We start from the raw sequence: 20713 nt of genomic DNA, 5'->3' as shown, positions 1-20713 counted from the left end.
CGTGCCCCGGAGTTGACCATGTCCCGCGCCGCCACCCCTCCGCCCGATATACCGAACAACGTTCCACGGCCCGAATGCCCGCGCCCCGAATACCCGCGTCCCGGTTTCGTCCGCGAGGAGTGGCTGAACCTCAACGGGACCTGGCAGTTCGCGTTCGACCCCGGCGACAGCGGCCTCGAACGCGGACTGCCGCACCAGGAGTTGGACCGGCGGATCGTCGTCCCGTTCTGCCCGGAGTCCGAGCTTTCGGGGATCGGGGACACCGACTTCCACCCCGCCGTCTGGTACCGGCGCCACGTCCGGGTCCCGGCGTCCTGGGCCGGGCGGCGGGTGCTGCTGCTCTTCGGGGCGGTCGACCACGACGCCACCGTGTGGGCCGACGGGCGCGAAGTGGCCCGGCACAGCGGCGGGTTCACCTCCTTCACCGCCGACCTCGGCGATGTGGCGGGCACGGCCGGGGGCGAGGCCGAGGTGGTGATCGTCGTACGGGCCCGGGACGCCCGGCACGGTCCGCAGGCACGGGGCAAGCAGGCCACCGAGTACGCCAACAGCGACTGCCACTACACCCGCACCACCGGGATCTGGCAGACGGTGTGGATGGAGCCGGTGCCCGAGGTCCATCTGCGGAGGCCCCGGATCACCCCCGACCTCGGCTCCGCGGCGTTCCACCTCGAACTGCCGCTCAGCGCCAACCGCCCCGGCCACCGGATCGCGGCCCGGGTGAGCGACGCGAACGGCGCCACGGTGACGGAGGCGTCGGTACGCGCCGACCTCGATCTGGCGCCCCGGCTGGTGCTCGCGCTGCCCGAGGAGGGCGTGCGGCCATGGTCTCCCGAGGATCCGCATCTGTACCGGATACGGATCGAGCTGCTGGACGCCTCCGGCGCGGCCGTGGACCGTGCCGAGTGCACCGCCGGGCTGCGGTCGGTGGCCATCGACGGCAAGCGGCTGCTGCTCAACGGCCGCCCCGTCTTCCAGCGGCTCGTCCTCGACCAGGGCTGGTACCCGGACGGGCTGATGACCGCGCCGGACGACGCCGCCCTGGTCCGCGACATCGAGCTGTCGCTGGCCGCGGGCTTCAACGGGGCCCGGCTGCACCAGAAGGTGTTCGAGGAGCGCTTCCTGCACCACGCCGACCGGCTGGGCTATCTGGTGTGGGGCGAGTTCGGCGACTGGGGTGCCGCTACAGGACCTACCACCGGGGACAACCAGCAGCCGACCGCCGGTTTCGTGGCGCAGTGGCTGGAGGCCGTGGAGCGGGACTACTCCCATCCGTCCATCGTCGGCTGGTGTCCGCTCAACGAGACCCACCAGGAACTCCACGACCGGCAGACCGTGCTGGACGATGTCACCCGGGCCATGTTCCTGGCCACCAAGGCCGCCGACACCTCCCGTCCGGTGCTGGACGCCTCCGGCTACTCCCATCGCGTGGCCGAGTCCGACGTCTACGACGCGCACAGCTACGAGCAGGATCCGGAGGCGTTCCGCCGCCAGATGGCGGGGCTGGACAAGGACGATCCGTACGTCAATCCCGACCGCGCGGGCAACCCCGGGAGGCGGGACACCGACGCGGTGTGGTCGCTGCCGTACCGCGGCCAGCCCTACTTCGTCAGCGAGTTCGGCGGCATCTGGTGGAATCCGGAGGAGGCCGCGGCCGCCGCGGGGGACGACCGCGAGGTGTCCTGGGGCTATGGGCAGCGGCCGAGGAACGAGGAGGAGTTCCACGAGCGCTTCGCCGGGCTGACCGCGGCGCTGCTGGAGGACCCGCGGATGTTCGGCTACTGCTACACCCAGCTCACCGATGTGTTCCAGGAACAGAACGGCGTCTACCGCTTCGACCGTGGCCACAAGCTGGACGTCGCGCGGGTGCGCGCCGCCCAGCTGCGTCCCGCCGCGTTCGAGCGGCAGTCCGGCGAGGAGGGACGATGACCGGTCTCACCAGGCGCGGCCTGCTGAGAGGGGCGGTGTACGGCGCGGGAGCGGCCGCCACCGCCTCCGCGCTCACCGGCTGCGGTTCGATCGCCGGGAGTGTGACCAGCGCGGACGAGATCCGTTACTGGAACCTGTTCACGGGCCCGGACGGCGAGCTGATGAAGTCCCTGACGCGGGATGTCGAGAAGCGCGTACCAGGGCTGAAGGTCAGGACGACGGTGCTGGAGTGGGGCCCGCCGTACTACACCAAGCTCGCCATGGCCTCCGCCGGTGGCCGCTCACCCGATGTGGCCATCATGCACCTCACCCGGCTCGAGGGCTACGCCCCCGGCGGGCTGCTCGACCCCTGGGACACGGACCTGCTGGCCGAGTTCGGGCTGAAGCAGGACGACCTCAACCAGACGCTGGTCAAGCGGAGCCTGTACCAGGGCGCCCCGTACGCCATCCCGCTGGACACCCACCCGTTCGTCGTCTTCTTCGACCGGGACGTCATGGACAAGGCCGGGCTCCTCACCGGCGAAGGGCAGCTCGTGCCCTTCGAATCGCCGCGGCACGCGCTGGAGCTGATGGACAAGCTCCGCCGGTCCGGCGGCAAGCTCGGCCCCGTCTTCGGCCACTCAGGCGACCCGGCGATGAGCTGGCGGATGTTCTGGTCGCTGTACTGCCAGACCGGCGCCACCTTCGATCTCACGGGCGAGCAGGCAGAGATCGACGAGGACACCGCCGTCGAGGTGGTGCGGTTCATGGCCGAGCTGGCGCGCGACAGCCGCACCATGGACGTCCAGACGGCGATCGCCACCTTCGCGAACGGCCGGTCACCGATGATCTTCTCGGGCGAGTGGGACATGGCCACCTACCAGTCCACCCTGAAGGACCGGCTGGGCGGCGCCCCCATCCCCACCTTCTACGACCGTCCGGCGGGCGCGGCCGACAGCCACGCACTGGTGCTGCCGCACCAGGACAACCCGGATCCGGAGCGCAGACGGCGCACCCACCAGTTCGTCGCCGAGCTGGTCAGGTCGGGGCTCAAGTGGGCGGCGGCCGGTCACATCCCGGCGTACAACCCGGCGGTCTCCTCCGCGGCGTACGCCAAACTGCGTCCGCAGTCCGAGTACGCGGGCGCCGCGAAGCAGCTCGCGCTCGACCCGCCGGTGTGGTTCGCGGGCTCGGGTTCGGACTTCCAGACGCGGATGTCCCAGGCGCTCGATCCCGCGATCGGCGGCTCGTCCCCGGCGAAGGCGGTGCGCACGATGGTCTCCCAGATCAACACCCTGCTGGCCCAGCCGAATCCGGCCTGATGGCGATGGAAACACAACGGAAAGGGAGCATCGTCATGACGCCACGGTCCCCGGGCGCCACCGGGTGGTTCTTCGCCACCCCCTTCCTGGTGTTCTTCGGGCTCTTCCTGGTCGTGCCGCTCGGCATCGGCCTGTGGATGAGCTTCACCGACGCCAGCCTGACCGGGTCCGGTGGCGGCACCCTCGTCGGCCTGGACAACTACACCGAGGCGCTGGGCGACGGGCAGGTGTGGCAGACCCTCGGCAACACGGTGTGGTTCACCGTCCTGTCCACCGTCCCCCTGGTGGCGCTCGCCCTCGTGATGGCCCTGCTGGTGTACACGGGGATGCCGGGCCAGTGGCTGTGGCGGCTGTCCTTCTTCGCCTCGCACCTGCTGCCGGTGGCGGTGGTCTACCAGATCTGGAACATGCTGTACCAGCCGGACCGGGGCATGCTCAACGGCCTGCTGGACCTGGTCGGCATCGACGGGATCGGCTGGCTGACGGACGAGAAGTACGCCATGTGGTCCCTCGCGCTGGTGACCCTGTGGTGGACGGTGGGCTTCAACTTCCTGCTCTACCTGGCCGCGTTGCAGGCCATCCCCGACCATCTCTACGAGGCGGCCGCGCTCGACGGCGCCGGGGCGTGGCGCCGCCTGTGGTCGGTCACGCTGCCGCAGCTGCGCCGGACCACCGGGCTGATCGCGGTGCTCCAGGTGATGGCGTCGCTGAAGGTGTTCGACCAGATCTACCTGCTGACCAGGGGCGGCCCTGACGGCACCACCCGGCCGATCCTGGAGTACATCTACGACACCGGCTTCACCAACTACCGGCTGGGCTACGCCTCGGCGGTCTCGTACGTGTTCTTCGCGGTCGTCATCATCCTCTCGCTCGCCCAGTTGAAGATCTTCTCGCGCAGGGAGGACTGATCCCGCCATGACCCCCGAGACACTGACACCCCGCACACCGGGCAAGCCGCGCTCCACCATGCCCCGGGAGGTGGCCCGGCGGCGCCGCCACGGCGGCGGCCGGGCCTGGCACCCCACGCTCGGGACCGGCCCCCTCCCCCGCGTGCTGACGCTGCTGGCGCTGGTGCTGATGGCGGTGGCCTGGCTGGTGCCGTTCGGCTGGGGCGTGGACACGTCGTTCAAGTCGGAGGTCGACGCGAGCGCGTCGGGCGTCGACTGGCTGCCGGACGCGGGCTTCACCCTGGACGCCTACCGGACCATCTTCGACCAGGGCAATCTGCCGGTGTGGGCGGTGAACAGCGTGGTGATCGCCGTGTGCGTCACGGCACTCACCGTGGCGGTGTCGGCGATGGCCGCGTACTCCTTCTCGCGCACCCTCTTCCGCGGCCGGCGGGTGCTGTTCGCCGTCGTCGTGGCCTCGATCATGGTGCCCCCGCAGATCCTGATCGTGCCGCTGTTCCGGCAGATGCTCGCCATGAACCTCGTCGACACCTATGCGGCGGTGATCCTGCCGCAGGTGGTGGCGCCCGCGATGGTGTTCATCCTGAAGAAGTTCTTCGACGGCATTCCGCGCGAGCTGGAGGAGGCGGCCCGGATCGACGGGGCGGGCAGCTTCCGGGTGTTCTGGAGCGTGGTGCTGCCGCTGTCCCGGCCGATCCTGGCGGCGGTGGCCATCTTCGTCTTCATCAACACCTGGAACAACTTCCTCTGGCCGTTCATCAGCACCAGCGATCCTCAGCTGATGACGCTGCCGGTGGGGCTGTCGACCGTGAAGGACTCCACAGGGCTGCGCAACGCCCAGGAGTCGGCCGCCTCGGTCCTCGGCTCCCTCCCGCTGCTGATCGTCTTCATGCTGTTCCAGCGCCGCATCGTGAAGTCGGTGGCCACCACCGGTCTGGGAGGCCAGTGACCCTCAAGAGCCGTCCTCGGTGGACTCGCGGGCGCACAGCGTGTGCCCGACGATCACCTCCCGGGGCGGCCTGCCCGGTGCGTCGATCCGCTCCAGCAGCAGGCTGACGGCGTGCCGGGCGATCGCGCCCTTGTCCGGTGCGACGGTGCTCAGGCTGGGCGTGCTGTAGCGGGTGGCCTCGATGTCGTCGAAGCCCATCACGGCCACGTCCTCGGGCACCCGCAGCCCGCGCTCGTAGAGGGTGCGCAGCGCGCCGAGGGCCAGCGCGTCGTTGAAGCAGAACACGGCGTCCGGCGGTTCGGCCTCCTCCAGCAGCGCGTCCATCGCCCGTGCGCCCTCCCGTAGGTGGTAGCGGGGTGTCTCGCGCTCCAGCCGGGGGTCCAGCGGCAGCCCGGCCGCCCGAAGCGCCTGGCGGTAGCCGGTCCTGCGCAGCAGCGGGGTGCCGATGTACGGCTCGGGCTGCGGGCCGACGGCGGCGATCCGGCGGCGGCCGCCGCGGATCAGATGGGTCACCGCCTCCCGGGCGGCGGCCACGTTGTCGATGACGACGTGGTCGGTGAGGCCGCCGCTGGGCCGTTCGCCGATGAGCACGAGCGGCACGGCGCCGAGATGGCCCGCGAGCGCGCCGCCGTGCAGGGCGAGCGGGCTGACCACCACGCCGTCCACGATTCTGTCGCCGAGCCCGCGGATGACGGACGCCTCCCGCTCCCGGTCGCCGAGGGTCTGCTCGATGAGCAGGGTGCGGCCGTGTTCCTCGGCCGTGGTGAGGAAGTGGCGGCCCAGCTCTGCGAAGTACGGGACGTCCAGCTCCGGCAGGACCAGCGCGATCATGCCGGTGCTGCCGCGGCGCAGATTGCGGGCGGCCCGGTTGGGCCGGTAGCCGAGCTGCCGGACGGCCCGCTGCACCCGCTCCCGGGTCGCGGGCGCCACATGGGTGAAGCCGTTGATGACGTTCGACACGGTCTTCGGGGAGACCCCGGCGAGCGCCGCCACGTCCTTGACGGTGGCGCTCCGGGCCGCGCCCGCACGCGTGCCGCCCGATGACGCCTCACTCTTCGCGGTCTGCTGGTTCGCGGCGGTCACCGGGCGATCCTAGGCGCTCCCGGTGGCGCACGGCACTCCCCCGGGCCCCTGCGGTCACTTGAGGGCGCCCAGGGTGACGCCGGTGCGCCAGTAGCGGCGCATCGCGGTCATCATCACGGCCAGTGGCACGATCGACAGCAGCGCGCCGGTGAGGACGAGGCTGGTCAGGTCGATGCCGGACTCCAGCCGTCTGCCGGTCCAGTTGTACAGGCCCAGGTTGAGGGTCCAGTTCTCCTCGCCGCGCAGCACGGTCAGCGGCAGGAAGAAGGCGTTCCAGGTGTTGACGAAGGCGAGCAGGAACACGGTGGCGCCGCCGGTGGTCATCATCCGCAGCACGATGCTGAAGAAGATCCGCAGCTCCCCGGCACCGTCCAGACGGGCCGCCTCCAGGAGTTCGAAGGGGACCGTGGCCTCGGTGTACACCTTGGCCAGGTACACGCTGAACGGGTTGATCAGACACGGGATGAGCATCGCCCAGGGGGTGTCGACCAGCCCGATCGACGAGAACAGCAGATACAGCGGCAGCGTGAGCAGGGCGATCGGGATGAGGAAGGAGCCCACGACACACGCGAACACCACGCCGCGCCCGGGGAAGTCGAAGCGGGCGAGGCCGTATCCGGTGGCGAGGGCGATGAGCGTGCCGCCGAGCGATCCCACTCCGGCGTACAGGAAGGAGTTGGCGGTCCAGCGCAGGAAGATGCCGCCGTCGTAGGTGACCAGCTGGCGCAGGTTGTCCCACAGGTGCATGCCGGAGAACCACAGGCCGCCCGACTGGTACAGCCCGGTCCGGTCCTTGGTGGCGGCGACGATCAGCCACCACACCGGGAAGAGGCTGTACGCACCGGCCAGGACCAGGCCGAGCAGCAGGAAACGCTGGCCGCCCCGCCCGCGCGCGGCGGCGTCGGGGCGGGCGAGCCGCCGTACGGTGCGCGCCCCGGATCGTTCGGTGCGCTCCCCGGGCCGTTCGGTGGCGGATTCCGTCATCAGCATCAGTCGGTCTCCTTCGAGGTCAGCCGGTAGAAGAGGAAGGAGGCCACGCCGAGGACGAGGGCGAGCAGCACCGACAGGGCCGCGGCGTAGTGGTAGTTGCCCGCGTTGAACGCCTGGTTGTAGACGATCATGATCGGGGTGAAGCTGTCGCTGACCGTCTGCGGCGTGACGTTCCGGAACAGCGCGGGCTCGTTGAAGATCTGGAGCATCTGGATGATGGAGAGCATCCCGGTCAGCACCAGCGCCCCGCGCACATGCGGAATCTTGATGCTGAGCGCGATACGGGTCTCGGACGCGCCGTCGAGCCGCGCGGCCTCGAACAGCTCGCGGGGCACGGCCTGGAGCGCTGCGTAGATGATGACCATGTTGTAGCCGATGCCGTGCCAGGTCAGCAGGTTGCCGATGGACGGCCAGACCATCGAGGGCGCGAAGAAGTTCCAGGAGAGCCCGAAGACGTCGCCGAGCGAGGTCAGCGGGCCGACGTCGGGGCTGTAGAGGTTGATCCATACGATGGCGGCCACCACCCCGGGGATCATGTACGGGATCAGCAGCAGCATCCGGAACCGGGCGACCGCCCGCGAGGTGAGCCCGTCCAGGCACAGGGCGAGCAGCAGGCTGACCGCGAGCATCACCGGGATCTGCACACACGCGAACAGGACCACCCGCAGAACGGAGCTGATGAACGCCGGATCGGTCAGCCCCTGCCGGTAGTTGTCCAGTCCGGCGAACGTCACGGTGGCGCCCCCGAGCCCGAGTCCTGACCGCTGTTCCCGGAACAGCGACTGGTGGACGGCGTAGCCGATCGGGACGAGGTAGAGGAAGACGAAGCCGAGCTGGAAGGGGAGCGTGAAGGCAGCCCCCTTCCAGCGCTGGGAGCGGATCATGCGGCCCTCAGCCCTTGACGCCGATGCCGCGGGACTTCAGGTCCGCCACCGTCCACTTCTGCATGTGGGCCAGCAGGTCGGTGACCTTCTGCTGCTTGTTCAGGACCTTCGCCCAGCCGGTCTGGAGTTCGGTGAACATCGCGGTCCAGTCCGGTCCGAAGACCCAGTCGGTGGTGACGGTCCGCAGGCTGTCGGTGACCACCTTCTTGCCCGGTCCGTAGTTCTTCCCCAGCAGCTTGCGGGAGAGCGACTTGTCGACGTAACGCGCGCTGTCGGCCAGCGCGGGCAGGACGCCGTTGCCGGTCTCCGGGCTCGCCATGGTGGACACGGCGCCGGTGTTGGTGGACATCCACAGCGCCGCGGCGGCGGCCTGCTCCTGGTGCTCGCAACTCTTGGTCACCAGGGTGAGCCCGCCGCTCTGGTTGGTCCCGGCCGGGGTCTTGGCGGGCTCGCCGGTGAAGGCCGGCCATGGGGACAGCGCCCACTGGCCGTCGGACTTGGTGAAGTTCTGGACCATGCCCGCCATCTGCCAGGTGGAGATCTGCCGGGTCGCGGTGCGGCCGGCGTCGTAGTTGCGCTGGACGGCGGCGTAGTCGGCGAAGGAGAGCGAGGAGTTGAGGCCGTTGTCGATGATCTGCTGGATCACCTTCGCCGCCCTGAGGCTTCCGGAGTCGAGGAAGTTCACCCGCCAGGCGTTGCCGTCGATGGCGTACCAGTGCGCGCCCGCCTGCATCGCGAGGACTTCGAGCGTGCTCGGGTCCTCGCCCGCGTAGTTGGTGATGTGGATGCCGTGCTTCTTCAGCACCTTGCCGGCGGCGATGAAGTCGTCCCAGGTCGCGGGGGCTTCAAGGCCGTACTTCCGGAAGATGTCGGTGCGGCGGATGGTGAAGGCGGGCGCGGAGCTGGTGGGGACGCCGTAGACCTTGCCCTGCACCCCGGCACCGGCCCACGCGCCCGCGTTGAACTTGTCCTTCGCTGACCCGACGTAGGGCGTGATGTCGGCGAGCACGTCCTGGGAGACCAGGGTGGTCACGTATTCGGCGGTGTTCTGCACCAGGCAGGGCGCGTTGCCCGCCTTGACGGCGTTGGTCAGCTGCTTCTGCATCGTCAGCTGGTCGGTGACCTTGGTGTACTTGAGCTTGATGTTCCGGTGGCTGGCGTTGAACGCCTTGACGACGGCCTCATGGCCGTTGGCCCAGCCCCAGAAGGGGAGGGTGACCGGGCCCGAGTCCCCGTCGGACGCGGAGTCCCCGGAGCCGGATCCGCCGCAGGCGGAGAGCAGACCTGTCAGCGCGAGCCCCGCGACGGCGGCGCGGGCGAACCTTCTCCGGGGCAGGGTGAAGTTCATCTGACCGTGATCCTTTGGATGTCGGCGTTCGCGGAACGCGAGGGGAGGCGGCTCGTTGGTGGCCAGGAACGGCGGGCAGAGGCCGAAGGAGCGAAAGCGGTAGTAACCGGTTGCTGTGGACGGTAGGCCGGTTGGTCCGCGCTCGACAAGGGGCCGGACGCGATGAGTTGCGGAAAACGCTTACGACAGTGGTGCGGTCGGGACGACCGTCAGGCGGTGGCTACGCGGGGCGGACCGGCGGCCGCACGGAGTTCCGTACGACGACATGGGTGCCCAGCACCAGATGGGCACCGTCGCCGCCCGTACGGCGGCCCGTGCCGCCTTCGCGCCGGTCGGCCACCGCGCGCAGCGCGGCCCGCCCCATCTCCTCGTACGGCACATGAACGGTCGTCAGCTGCGGGGTGAGCTGGGACGCCAGCGGAATGTCGTCGTAGCCGACGATCGAGACGTCCTCGGGGACCCTGAGCCCGGCGGCGCGCAGCGCCTGCATGGCGCCCGCGGCCACCACATCGGTCCCCGCCAGCACCGCCGTGAAGTCCAGCTCGCGCCGCAGCCCCTCCTCCACCGCCTCGTACCCGTGGCCGTAGTCGTACGGGCCGTGGAGCACCATGCCCGGGTCGAACGGCACGCCGTACGCCTCGAAGGCCCGCTGGGCGCCCCTCAACCGGCCCTGGGCCGTGGTGAGTTCGGAGTGTCCCGGCAGCACGAGGACCCGGCGGTGGCCTGCGGACAGCAGATGGCTCGCCATGGCGTAGGCGCCGCCCTCGTTGTCGTAGTCGACCGTGGTGGCCGCCACGTCGCCCTCCAGCGGCGGCCTGCCGACGAGGACCAGGTGGGATCCGGCCGCGTCGAGGGAGCGGGCGAACCGGGCCATCCTCAGCTGGTACTCATCGAAGTCGTACGCGCCGCCGAGCAGGACCACGGCGGCGACGCCCTGCTGGCGCATGAGGTTCACCAGCGCCAGCTCCCGCTCCGGGTCGTCGCCGGTGGTGCCGACCAGCGAGAGCCAGCCGCGCAGCGTGGCCGCGCCCTCGACGCCCTTGGCCACATGGGCGAAGGCGGCGCCGGTGATGTTGTTGATGAGGATGGCCACGGTGGGCGTGCCGCCACCGGCCAGCGAGCGGGCGTGGGCGTTGGTGACGTAGTCCAGGTCCCGGACGACCTTCATCACCCGGCGGCGCAGCTCGTCCGACACCGGATAGTTGCCGGACAGGACGCGCGAGACGCTGGCGACGGAGACGCCCGCGCGCTCCGCCACATCGCGGATGGTGGCCCGTCCGGCGCCGCCCGACGCCTTGCGCTCGCTCACCGTAGCGGCTCCTTCACCGTAGTGACTCCCCCGTCGGCCGGGCCGGGGCCCGCCCCGCACCGGTGCGGAAACCGTATCCCATCGTTACCGCGTGAGGACGGGCCGCCGGGGCGGGCCTCAGGCGACGCGCGCCAGATCCGCATGCCGCACCTGATGGGCCAACGGCAGCCCCGCCGCCAGGCGTTCCAGCTCCTCGGCGACGACGCGGCCGAGGCGGGCCAGTTCGTTGCCGAGCGACCCCGCGATGTGCGGGGTGAGGAACACGTTGGGCAGCGCGTACAGCGGGGAGGCGGCGGGCAGCGGCTCGGGGTCGGTGACGTCCAGTACGGCGCTCAGTCGGCCCGCGACCAGCTCGTCGGTGAGGGCGCGGGTGTCGACCAGCGCACCCCGGGAGGTGTTGATGAGCACGCCGCCGTCCCGGATGAGGGCGAGCCGCCGGCGGTCCAGCATGCGGTGGGTCTCGGGGATGTCGGGGGCGTGCAGGCTCACGATGTCGCTGCGGCGCAGCAGGTCCTCCAGCGGCAGCGGTGCGGCGCCGAGGGCGGCGGCCCCGGCGGCGTCCACATACGGGTCGTACAGCGCGACATCGAAGTCGAACGGCCGCAGCAGCTCAAGGAGTCGGCGGCCCACGCGGGAGGCGCCGATGACGCCCACCCGGCGGCCGAGGTTGCCGATGGCCGCGGTCTGCGCGGGGGTCGGATGGGTGTGGGTGTCCCGGAAGCGTTCCCGGTGGGCGAAGGTGTCCTTGCCCGCGAGCAGGATCATGGCAAGGGTGTATTCCGCGACCGGCAGCGCGTTGCCGGTGACCGCGCTGGACACGGCGATGCCGCCGTCCCACAGGGCGTCGCCGATCAGTGAGCGCACGGAGCCCGCGGCGTGCAGGACGGTGCGCAGCCGGGGCGCCGCGGCGAGGGCTCCGGCGTCCAGACGGGGGCAGCCCCAGCCGGTGATCAGCACCTCGGCCCGGGCCAGCGCGGGGGCGGCGGCGGGGTCGGTGAGGTCCCGTACGACGAGCGCGGTGTCGATCTCGGCCACCTGTCGGAGCCGGTCCATGAGCGGCGGCGGGAAGAGCAGGGGCAGATGCACCGGGTCCATGGCGAACACGGCTCTCGGCGGCTGGGCACTGGTCATGACTCTCCTGAGGCGCCGGGGAAACGGTTTCAGAAAGCGCCTTCTAAAGTAGATCTGACGGGAAGGCGGGTCAACGGCGGGCGGGGCGCCGTCGAGGCGACCGATCCTTTCGAAAGTGCGCCCGGACCCTTGACTCTGTTTCCGGACCGGGCGGAAGCTCTGGCCACTTGGTCGCAGTAACCGGTTTCCGCATTCCGTTGCGCAGGGAGTCAGCCATGAACCCGCCCTTGTCCCGTCGCGCCACCCTTCAGGCGGCAGGTGCCACCGTGCTCGCCGCGGGCCTGACCGGCACCACCGGCACCACCGCCACGGCCGGTGAGGCCGGTGGCGCGGCACGGCTCGTCACCTATCCGGTGCCGTCGGGAGCCCCCGTGAAGACCGACAGCTTCACCGTCAAGGTCCGCAATCCCGGCGGCAGATGGCGCAGGCTCGGCGCCTATCTGGCCACCCTGAACCTGGTCGACACCACCACCGGCAGCGGGCGTCAGCAGAACTCGACGCTCGCGTACTTCGACTTCTCGGGCAGCGTCGAGGTCGAGGTGACCTGCCTCAAGGGCGGTGTGGAGAAGGTGCGGATACGGCCCGACTCGTACGGCATCACGCCGAAGGTGCGCGGCAACACGGCCCGGTTCCGGCTCAGCGAACCGCGCAACCTGATCGTGCAGGCCGACGACCAGATCTTCGACTGTCTGCATCTACTCGCCCGCCCCCTGGAGACGGACCGCCCCGCCGCGGACGATCCGGACGTCATCCACTTCGGCCCCGGAGTGCACACCACTCCCGGCGGCACCCTGACCGTGCCGTCCGGCAAGACCGTCCATCTGGACGGCGGTGCGGTACTGAAGTCCCGGGTGATCTTCAAGGACGTCGAGAACGCGGCGCTCACCGGGCGCGGTGTCATCCACGCGGCGCCCGGCGGCGGCGCCACCGTCGAGGGGTCGAAGCACATCACCATCGGCGCCGTGACGATGCTCAACCCGGGCGGATACGCCGTCACCATCGGCGAGTCCGAGGACATCGCCCTCAGCGGCATGGCCTCCTTCAGCTCCAAGGGCAACGGCGACGGCATCGACGTGTTCTCCAGCTCCGATGTCACGATCGACGGTGTCTTCATGCGCAACGCCGACGACTGCGTGGCCATCTACGCGCACCGCTGGGACTACTACGGCGACACCCGGAACATCACCGTCAAGAACTCCACCCTGTGGGCGGACGTCGCGCATCCCATCAACGTGGGCACGCACGGCAACACCGACGCGCCCGAGGTGCTGGAGAACCTGACCTTCAGCAACCTCGACATCTGCGACCACCGCGAACCCCAGACCGGCTACCAGGGCTGCATCGCCCTCAACCCCGGCGACAGCAACCTCATCAGGAACGTGCGCATCGACGGCGTCCGGGTCGAGGACTTCCGGCAGGGCCAGCTGATCCATATGCGGGTCATGTACAACACGAAGTACAACACCTCGGTCGGCCGCGGCATCGAGGACGTGTACGTCAAGGACCTCAGCTACAGCGGCACCCACGGCAGCCCGTGTCTGCTGCTCGGTTACGACACCGAACACGCCATCAGGAACGTGACCTTCGAGAACCTCGTGGTGGGCGGCACGGTCATCGCCGACAGCATGAAGAAGCCGACCTGGTACGTGGCCGCGGACTTCGTCCCCATGCACGTGAACGAGCATGTGACGAACCTCAGGTTCCTCACCAGCGCCGAGGCCGCCGCCTCATGACGGCGTCCGCACCGAGGCGCCGGGGCTTCCTCGGTGCCACCGCTGCCCTGCTGCTGGTGCCTGGCACGGGCGGCCTGGCCGGGCCCGCGGTGGCACGGGCCGCCGAGCACCGAAGCCGGACCTTCACCCACCCCGGGCTGCTGCACGGCGCCGCCGACCTGGCCCGGATGAAGGCGGCGGTAGCCGCCGGGGAAGCCCCGGTCCACGACGGCTTCCTGGCACTCGCGGCAAGCCCCCGCGCGTCGGCCGCGTACACCGTGCGCAACACTGGCCAGATCACCTCCTGGGGCCGCGGTCCGGCCCGGTTCATGAACGAGGCCGTCGCCGACTCCGCCGCCGCCTATCAGAACGCCCTCATGTGGTGTGTCACCGGCGACCGCGCCCACGCCGACAAGGCCCGCGACATCCTGGACGCCTGGTCGGCCTCGCTCACCGCCGTCACCGGGGCCGACGGGCCGCTCGGCGCCGGGTTGCAGTGCTTCCTGTTCGTCAACGCGGCCGAGCTGCTGCGGCACACCGGCTACGACGGGTGGCACCCGGAGGCCGTCGCGGCTTGCGAGGAGTCCTTTCTGCGCGTCTGGTATCCGGCGGTGTCCGGCTACATGCTCTACGCCAACGGCAACTGGGACCTCACGGCGGTCCAGACCGTCCTGGCCATCGGGGTGTTCTGCGAGGAGCCGACGCTCTTCGAGGACGGCTTGCGGTTCGCCGCGGCCGGCGCGGGCAACGGCAGTGTCCGGCACCGCGTCGTCACCGACGCGGGCCAGGGCCAGGAGAGCGGCCGCGACCAGGGCCATGAGCAGCTGGCGGTCGGCCTGCTGGGCGACGCCGCCCAGGTGGCCTGGAACCAGGGCATCGACCTGTGGGGCTTCGACGGCAACAGGATCCTGGCGAACGTCGAGTACGCCGCCCGCTACAACCTCGGCGACGACGTCCCCTTCTCCCCCGACCTGGACCGCACCGGCAAGTACCTCAAGACATCTGTGTCGGACAAGGCGCGCGGCACCCTGCCACCGGTCTACGAGATGGCGTACGCGCACTACGCGGGCGTACGCGGTCTCCCCACCCCGCACACCGAGCGCGCCGTCTTCCGCGGCAGCGGCGGCGCCCGCGCCGTCGAGGGCGGCAACGACGACCTGCCGGGCTGGGGCACGCTGACCTACGCCGGGGCGAAGGCGGCGCCCGCCGCGCCGACGTCACCCGCCGGGCTCACCGCCACCGGCGCGCGCCGCTCCGTCACCCTGGCGTGGCTGCCGTCCGCGTGGGCGACGGGCTACACGGTCCGGCGCGCCACCGGACCCGACGGGCCGTACGAGCGGATCGCCTCCGGGGTCGGGACACCGGTGTACACCGACCGCGCGGTGCACACCGGGCGGACCTACTACTACACGGTCGATGCCGCCAACTCTCATGGTACGAGCGGCAGTTCCGGCTGGGTGGCGGCCACGGCCGGGCTGCCAGGGCCCTGGTCGACCGAGGACGTGGGGACCCCGCGCGTCCCGGGCTCCGCCACCTTCGACGGCGAGCGCTTCGTCCTGGAGGCGGGCGGCACCGCGGACAGCTGCCGCCTGGTGCGTCTGCCGCTGCGCGGCGACGGCACGGTCACCGCCCGGATCGTGTGGCCGCTCAGCTCGCAGTACTCCACGATCGGCGTCACGCTCCGCGGCTCACTCGACGCGGACGCCGCACACGCCTCGATGCTGATCCAGGGGCTGCCGCTGCACACCTGGAGCGGCGTGTGGACCGTGCGCCCCTCGGCCGGGGCTGCCGTCTCGGCCACCGGCAGCACCCCCGTGCCACCGTCCCAGCGACAGGCCATCACCACCGCCGCCGCGTTCCCGCTCTCCGACCTCGGCACCCTGCCCGCGTCGGCCACACCGCTGGACGCCCCTTACGTCGAGGGCGCGGGCGACGGCTACCGGCTGCGGGCGCCGTACTGGGTGCGGGTGACCCGCCGGGGCCGCCACTGCACCGGCGCCATCTCCCCTGACGGCGTCCGGTGGACCGAGGTGGGCTCCACCGAGGTCCGGCTCGGGCGCACCGCGTACGCGGGCCTCACCCTGTCCTCCTGCCTGGGCGTCGACGAGGCGTACGCCGAGACCGGCACCGGCGCCTTCGACAACGTCACCGTGACTTCCCCCTCCGGGCCTGTGTGGACCGTGCCCCGCCCGGTGCGCACCGCCACCGACCTGCGGGCGAGGGCCGCGGCCGATGCCATCGAGCTGGCCTGGACCGACCCGGACCCCGCCGCCCGGTACACGGTGCTGCGGGCCGTACGCGCCCACGGCCCGTACGAGACCGTCGCCATCGGCGTCGGCCCGGTCGGCTTCGGCACCCGCGTCCGGTACGCGGACGCCACCGGGACGCCCGGGCGGACGTACCACTACGCCGTGGCGAAGACGAACCGCGGCGGGCTCGGGCCGCGCTCGGCGCCCGCGAGCGCACGCATGCCGACCCCCGCCAAGCCCCAACTCATTTCCGCCGAGGCGGTGTTCGCCAACCGCGGTGTCCCGTTCCGTCATCTTCTGCGCGCCACGCACGAGCCGGTACGGTTCACCGCGACCGGCCTCCCCGAGGCATTACGTGTCGACCAGCGCACCGGGCTGATCTCCGGACAGCCGACGGCGACCGGCACGTTCACGCTCACCACCGGCGCGGGCAACGCGTCAGGCGCCGCCAACTCCGCCCTCACCCTCGACATCGGCGCCCCGCCGCCCGCGCCCTGGTCGTACGACGACCTCGGCGATGTGGTCCTCGACGAGCGCGCGCTCGGGACGTACGGCGTGGTGGCCATCCGCACCCCCGGGATCACCTCGTACGACGTGGGGACGTTCACCGTGCGCGGCGCCGGGACCGATCTCGGCGTCAACGGGCAGGGGATGACGGGCCAGTTCGCGCACCGGTCCGTCCATGGGGACTGCGAGGTCACCGCCCGGCTCGTCGCGCGCGAAGGGGACACGGCCGCCGACCGGGTCGGGCTGCTGATGGCCAAGTCCCTGTCGCCGTTCGACCAGGCGGCCGGGGCGATCGTCACCGGCGGGACCACCGCGCAGCTCATGCTGCGCCCGGTCGTGGCGGGCGCGTCCGCCTTCACCGGGAACGGCCGCCTCACCCTGCCCTGTCTGCTGCGGCTGAGGCGCACCGGGACCGTCTTCGCCGCGGCCGCCTCCACCGACGACGGCGCCACCTGGGTGCCCCTCGCCGAGGGCGCCGTCCCCGGCTTCGGTGACGCCCCGTACCACGTGGGCCTCGTGGTCTGCTCCCGCGACCCGCTGGCCCGCACCACCACGCGGTTCGACCGCGTGCACCTCACCCCCACCCAGAGCGGAGAGACTTAAGCGATGAGCCGCGAACTCGGCCCCACTCCCCCGCCCGCACACCGCCCGGCCCGCCGTACCCTGCTGCGGTCCGCGGGCGGCCTCACCGCCACCCTCGCCCTCGGTGCCGGGGCGGCCGCCGCCACCGGCGGCAGCGCGGGCGCCGCGCCCGCCACCTTCACCCACCCCGGCATGCTGCACGCCTACGGCGAACTCAACCGCGCCAAGGTGCGCGTCGCCGCCGGAACCGAACCGTGGCTGTCCGGCTGGAACCGCCTGACCGCCAACCGCCACTCCGCGAGCACCTGGGCCCCCAATCCGCAGCAGACCGTCATCCGCGGCGGGACCGGCGAGAACTACGGCATCCTCTACAACGACATCCACGCCGCCTACCAGAACGCCCTGCGCTGGAAGATCGCGGGCACCACCGCGAACGCGGACACCGCCGTCAAGATCCTCAACGCCTGGTCGGCCACCCTCACCACGCTCACCGGCAACGCGGACCGCTTCCTGGCCGCCGGGATCTACGGCTACCAGTTCGCAGGCGCCGCCGAGCTCATGCGCGGCTACAGCGGCTTCGACCTGGGCCGCTTCCAGACGATGATGCGCAACGTCTTCTACCCGCTCAACAACCAGTTCCTCAACCAGCACAACGACGCCTGCATCACCAACTACTGGGCCAACTGGGACCTGTGCACCATGAATTCGGTCCTCGCCATCGGAATCCTGTGCGACGACGCCGCGAAGTACGACCAGGCGGTCAGCTACTTCAAGAGCGGCGCGGGCAACGGCTCCATCCGCCACGCCGTCCCGTACATCTACGACAACGTCGACGGCTACGCCCTCGGCCAGTGGCAGGAGTCAGGCCGGGACCAGGGCCACACCATGATGGGCATGGGCCAGCTGGGCGCCTTCTGCGAAATGGCCTGGTCGCAGGGGGACGACCTGTACGGCTACGACGGCAACCGCTTCATGAAGGCCGCCCAGTACGTCGCCAAGTACAACCTCGGCCACGACGTGCCCTTCACCACCTACACCTGGGGCACCGGCCAGAACTGCGCCCAGCAGTCGCACACCGTGATCTCCGCCGCGAGCCGCGGCCAGGTCCGGCCGGTGTGGGACCTGCTGTACTACCACTACGGCCGACGGCGTGGCTTGGACGTGCCGTACATCAAGGCCATGGCCGAGAGCGTACGGCCCGAGGGCGGCGGCGGTGACTACGGCTCGACCAGCGGCGGCTTCGACCAGACCGGCTTCGGCACCCTGCTGTACGCCAAGTAGCCACGCCGCTCGACCCCGGCCCGGCGACCCGCGTGGCCGGGCCGGTTCACCTCGTGGCTACCCTGAATTCCCGAGCTGGGCCCCTCCTCACTGCTGACGGCGCCTGAGCCACACCGACGACAGCGAACAGGAGAACCGCCCGACATGAACACCCGTGTCCGGATACCCTCACGCAGGACCCTGCCCCGCTGGGCGCGTCGCACCGCCCTCGGTCTGGGTCTTGTGGCCTCGGGGCTGGCGGCGCTCATCACCCTCGGTGCGGTCATCCCGGCCGTTCCCGTCCTCGGGTACTACGCGACCACCTGGCTCGGGCCGCGCCCGCTGTGGTACGTGGTCTTCGGCCTGCTCATCGCCGTGGGCGCGGTCGTGGCATGGCGGCGCGGAAAGCGCCGGACGGCGGTGTGGACCACGGTCACCTCGGCGGTCACCGCCATCGGCGCGGCCACCGTGCTCACCACCCAGCTGCTCTACGCCCACTCCCAGAACGTGCCGCTGTCCGCCGCCGACGTCCTCGCCGTCGACCAGCCCACGGCCCCGCCGGACCGTGTGATCAGCTACGACCGCGTCGAGGGCCGCACCCTCAGGGCCGGGCTGTGGGCACCGCGCAAGGCCCACCCCCAGGGGAAGAAGCCCATGGTGGTGTGGATCCACGGCGGCGGATTCGCCACCGGCAGCCGGTACCAGCGGGCGGGCGACTACCGCTGGCTCGCGAACCACGGCTACCCCGTCCTGTCCATCGACTACCGGCTCACCCCGCCGCCGCGCTGGAAGGACGCCTCCGACGACGTCGTCTGCGCCATGTCCCGGCTCGCCCGGCTGGCCCGCCCGTACGGCGTCGACACCTCCCGCACCGTGCTGGTGGGCGGCTCCGCGGGCGGAAGCCTCGCGCTGAACGTCGCGTACGGGCTGGACACCGGCCGTGTCGCCAGCAGCTGCACCGCACGGCTGCCCGAGCCGCCGGTCGCCGTCGCCGGGTTCTACCCCGCCGCGGACCTCAAGGGCACCTGGCAGGACAACGGACTGATGGGATACGGGCGCGAGATCACCGAGGAGTACACCGGCGGCACCCCCGCCCGGTACCCCGGGCGCTACGCCTACGCCTCCGCCGTGAACCGCGTCCGGCCAGGTCTGATGCCGTCCCTCCTGGTCACCGGCGCCTCCGACCACCTCATCAGGGAGCCCCGGGTCCGCGGGCTCGCCGACCGGCTGCGGCAGGCACACGACCCGGTGCGGTTCAACGCCATCCCCTACAGCGACCACGCCTTCGACGACACGTACCACAGCATCGCCGGTGCGGTGGGCCGCAACGTTCTCCTGCGCTTCCTGAACGACACGGCATCGCGCTCCTGACCGCGCTCAAGCGGCCGCGTCGGGGTCGGCGGGATCCTCCGGGGCGGTGGGTGGCGCGATGGGGGCGATGCCGAGCGCTCGCGCCGCCTCGTCCAGGGACTCCCGCCGCTGCCGGGCGTAAGTCTCCGCCGGGTCGTGTACGGGGCGCTCCACCACCCCGGCCAGCCAGTCCGCGTCAAGGGGCGTGCCGTCCGGGTCCGGCCGGGACAGGCCGTCCTCGTGGACGATGGGCTCCGCGGTGATCCAGCCGCCGTGGAGCAGCCCGGCCAGCCCGGCGGGCGGCCCCAGACCGCCGGGGCGGCGGTCCGCGGGGTCGGTGGCACGGTAGGTGAAGTACGCGAGGTCCTGCCGGGCGAGTCCGGCCTCCGTGGCGGGCATGCACATGGCCCAGACCTTCGCGGCGGCCTCCTGGCGGGAGAGCACCGGGTCGATGGCGAGCAGCCGGTCGGTCTCGGCGGTCATCGCGTCGTAGCGGGCCCGTCCGGCGGGGGTGAGCGCGATGCCACGGGCCTCGGCCGCGCACCCCGGACCGAAGGTGGTCCGGCGCAGCAGGAGGTCCGGGCCGTCCCAGTGCGGCGGGCCCTGGATGTCGTCGGCCACCGTGCCGCCGTCGCGTTCGGCCATGCGGCGGTTCAGTTCGTCGAGGTCGAGGACCCGGGGTGTGAGGTGGCCGAGGCGGGAGGACGGGAAGGCGGCGGTGGCGAGGGCGACGAACCGCCGCGAGTCCTTGAGGGGCAGCCCTTGCCCGGCCTCGGCGCGCTCGGCGAGGGTGAGCAGTTCGGGAGGCATGGGCCGTAGGGCGGGGACGGTCTCGGGGACCGGTACGGAGGTGGACACCCGGAAGGCGTCGCGGGCCAGCTCCCCGGGGTCGACCGCCCGGAACACGGTCGAGACGACGGGGGTGGCCGCGCCCCGCGGGGCGTAGCAGCCGACCGGGTGCATGCCGAGGGCGGCGAAGATCTGAGCCACCTGACGCAGCTCGGCGGGTGTTCCGACCCGGAGGGCGGCGTGGCGCTCGGCGGCCACCCGCTCGCCGCTGCCCAGGCGCTGTGCGGTGGCGCCGTCCCGGCCAAGCACATCGGCGTTGACCTGGTGGGTCAAGTCCAGGAGTGCGGCGCTTCCGGGGACCTCGCGGACGTACAGGTCGGAGAGGGAGCGGGCGAATCGGGCGCGTAGCTGCCAGTGGGGAACCACGTTCAT

15 protein-coding genes are annotated in these 20713 nt (G+C 71.4%); 8 read left to right on the top strand and 7 right to left on the bottom strand.

What is annotated here, in order from left to right; translation table 11 throughout:
- Positions 1-18 precede the first annotated feature (18 nt).
- The 4 genes from ACH4TL_RS12125 to ACH4TL_RS12110 are packed head-to-tail and all read left to right on the top strand — an operon-like array spanning position 19 to position 5087.
- On the top strand, positions 19-1929 hold the full coding sequence (locus ACH4TL_RS12125) for a glycoside hydrolase family 2 protein (RefSeq protein ID WP_398318345.1): 1911 nt from the start codon (positions 19-21) through the stop codon (positions 1927-1929).
- Positions 1926-3230, top strand: a complete 1305-nt coding sequence (locus ACH4TL_RS12120; protein ID WP_398318347.1) for an extracellular solute-binding protein — start codon at positions 1926-1928, stop codon at positions 3228-3230. Before ACH4TL_RS12125 ends, ACH4TL_RS12120 begins: the two co-directional genes overlap by 4 nt.
- Before the next feature lie 35 nt (positions 3231-3265).
- Positions 3266-4138: a carbohydrate ABC transporter permease gene (locus tag ACH4TL_RS12115; RefSeq protein WP_398318350.1), complete on the top strand. Its 873-nt coding sequence runs from the start codon at positions 3266-3268 to the stop codon at positions 4136-4138.
- A gap of 7 nt (positions 4139-4145) precedes the next feature.
- Positions 4146-5087, top strand: a complete 942-nt coding sequence (locus tag ACH4TL_RS12110; RefSeq protein ID WP_398318353.1) for a carbohydrate ABC transporter permease — start codon at positions 4146-4148, stop codon at positions 5085-5087.
- Positions 5088-5090: 3 nt separating this feature from the next.
- On the opposite strand, the gene ACH4TL_RS12105 is transcribed toward ACH4TL_RS12110, so the two are convergent.
- The 6 genes from ACH4TL_RS12105 to ACH4TL_RS12080 form a co-directional block, all read right to left on the bottom strand.
- Entirely contained in the window at positions 5091-6170 is a 1080-nt protein-coding gene (locus ACH4TL_RS12105; RefSeq protein ID WP_398318356.1) for a LacI family DNA-binding transcriptional regulator, read from the bottom strand.
- Positions 6171-6224: 54 nt separating this feature from the next.
- Positions 6225-7154 carry a carbohydrate ABC transporter permease gene (locus ACH4TL_RS12100; RefSeq protein ID WP_398318710.1) on the bottom strand — a complete coding sequence of 310 codons (930 nt, stop codon included), beginning with the start codon at positions 7152-7154 and terminating at the stop codon, positions 6225-6227.
- Positions 7155-7159: 5 nt separating this feature from the next.
- On the bottom strand, positions 7160-8044 hold the full coding sequence (locus tag ACH4TL_RS12095; RefSeq protein WP_398318359.1) for a carbohydrate ABC transporter permease: 885 nt from the start codon (positions 8042-8044) through the stop codon (positions 7160-7162).
- A gap of 7 nt (positions 8045-8051) precedes the next feature.
- Positions 8052-9392, bottom strand: coding sequence for an extracellular solute-binding protein (locus ACH4TL_RS12090; protein WP_398318363.1), 1341 nt, complete (start codon positions 9390-9392; stop codon positions 8052-8054).
- Between the two features lie 220 nt (positions 9393-9612).
- Positions 9613-10701 (bottom strand): LacI family DNA-binding transcriptional regulator, encoded by a 1089-nt coding sequence (locus ACH4TL_RS12085; protein WP_398318366.1) that lies wholly within the window; start codon positions 10699-10701, stop codon positions 9613-9615.
- Positions 10702-10818: 117 nt separating this feature from the next.
- Positions 10819-11832 carry a hydroxyacid dehydrogenase gene (locus ACH4TL_RS12080; RefSeq protein ID WP_398318369.1) on the bottom strand — a complete coding sequence of 338 codons (1014 nt, stop codon included), beginning with the start codon at positions 11830-11832 and terminating at the stop codon, positions 10819-10821.
- A 215-nt stretch (positions 11833-12047) separates the two neighbouring features.
- On the opposite strand from ACH4TL_RS12080, the gene ACH4TL_RS12075 reads away from it, so the two are divergent.
- The 4 genes from ACH4TL_RS12075 (at position 12048) to ACH4TL_RS12060 (ending at position 19513) form a co-directional block, all read left to right on the top strand.
- Entirely contained in the window at positions 12048-13565 is a 1518-nt protein-coding gene (locus tag ACH4TL_RS12075) for a glycosyl hydrolase family 28 protein (protein ID WP_398318372.1), read from the top strand.
- A complete protein-coding gene (locus ACH4TL_RS12070) occupies positions 13562-16903 on the top strand; it encodes an alginate lyase family protein (RefSeq protein WP_398318375.1) in 3342 nt (1113 codons plus the stop codon). Before ACH4TL_RS12075 ends, ACH4TL_RS12070 begins: the two co-directional genes overlap by 4 nt.
- A gap of 3 nt (positions 16904-16906) precedes the next feature.
- A complete protein-coding gene (locus ACH4TL_RS12065; protein WP_398318378.1) occupies positions 16907-18163 on the top strand; it encodes an alginate lyase family protein in 1257 nt (418 codons plus the stop codon).
- 144 nt (positions 18164-18307) lie between these two features.
- Complete coding sequence (locus tag ACH4TL_RS12060; protein WP_398318381.1) at positions 18308-19513, top strand: alpha/beta fold hydrolase; 1206 nt, start codon at positions 18308-18310, stop codon at positions 19511-19513.
- Between the two features lie 6 nt (positions 19514-19519).
- On the opposite strand, the gene ACH4TL_RS12055 is transcribed toward ACH4TL_RS12060, so the two are convergent.
- Positions 19520-20713, bottom strand: coding sequence for a 2-oxoadipate dioxygenase/decarboxylase family protein (locus tag ACH4TL_RS12055; protein WP_398318384.1), 1194 nt, complete (start codon positions 20711-20713; stop codon positions 19520-19522).

Source organism: Streptomyces sp. NPDC021115, from assembly GCF_044333065.1.
In the GTDB taxonomy this organism is placed as follows: Bacteria; Actinomycetota; Actinomycetes; order Streptomycetales; family Streptomycetaceae; genus Streptomyces.
The sequence above is the reverse complement of the archived record's forward strand: the minus strand, read 5'-3'. Positions and strand labels throughout refer to the sequence as shown.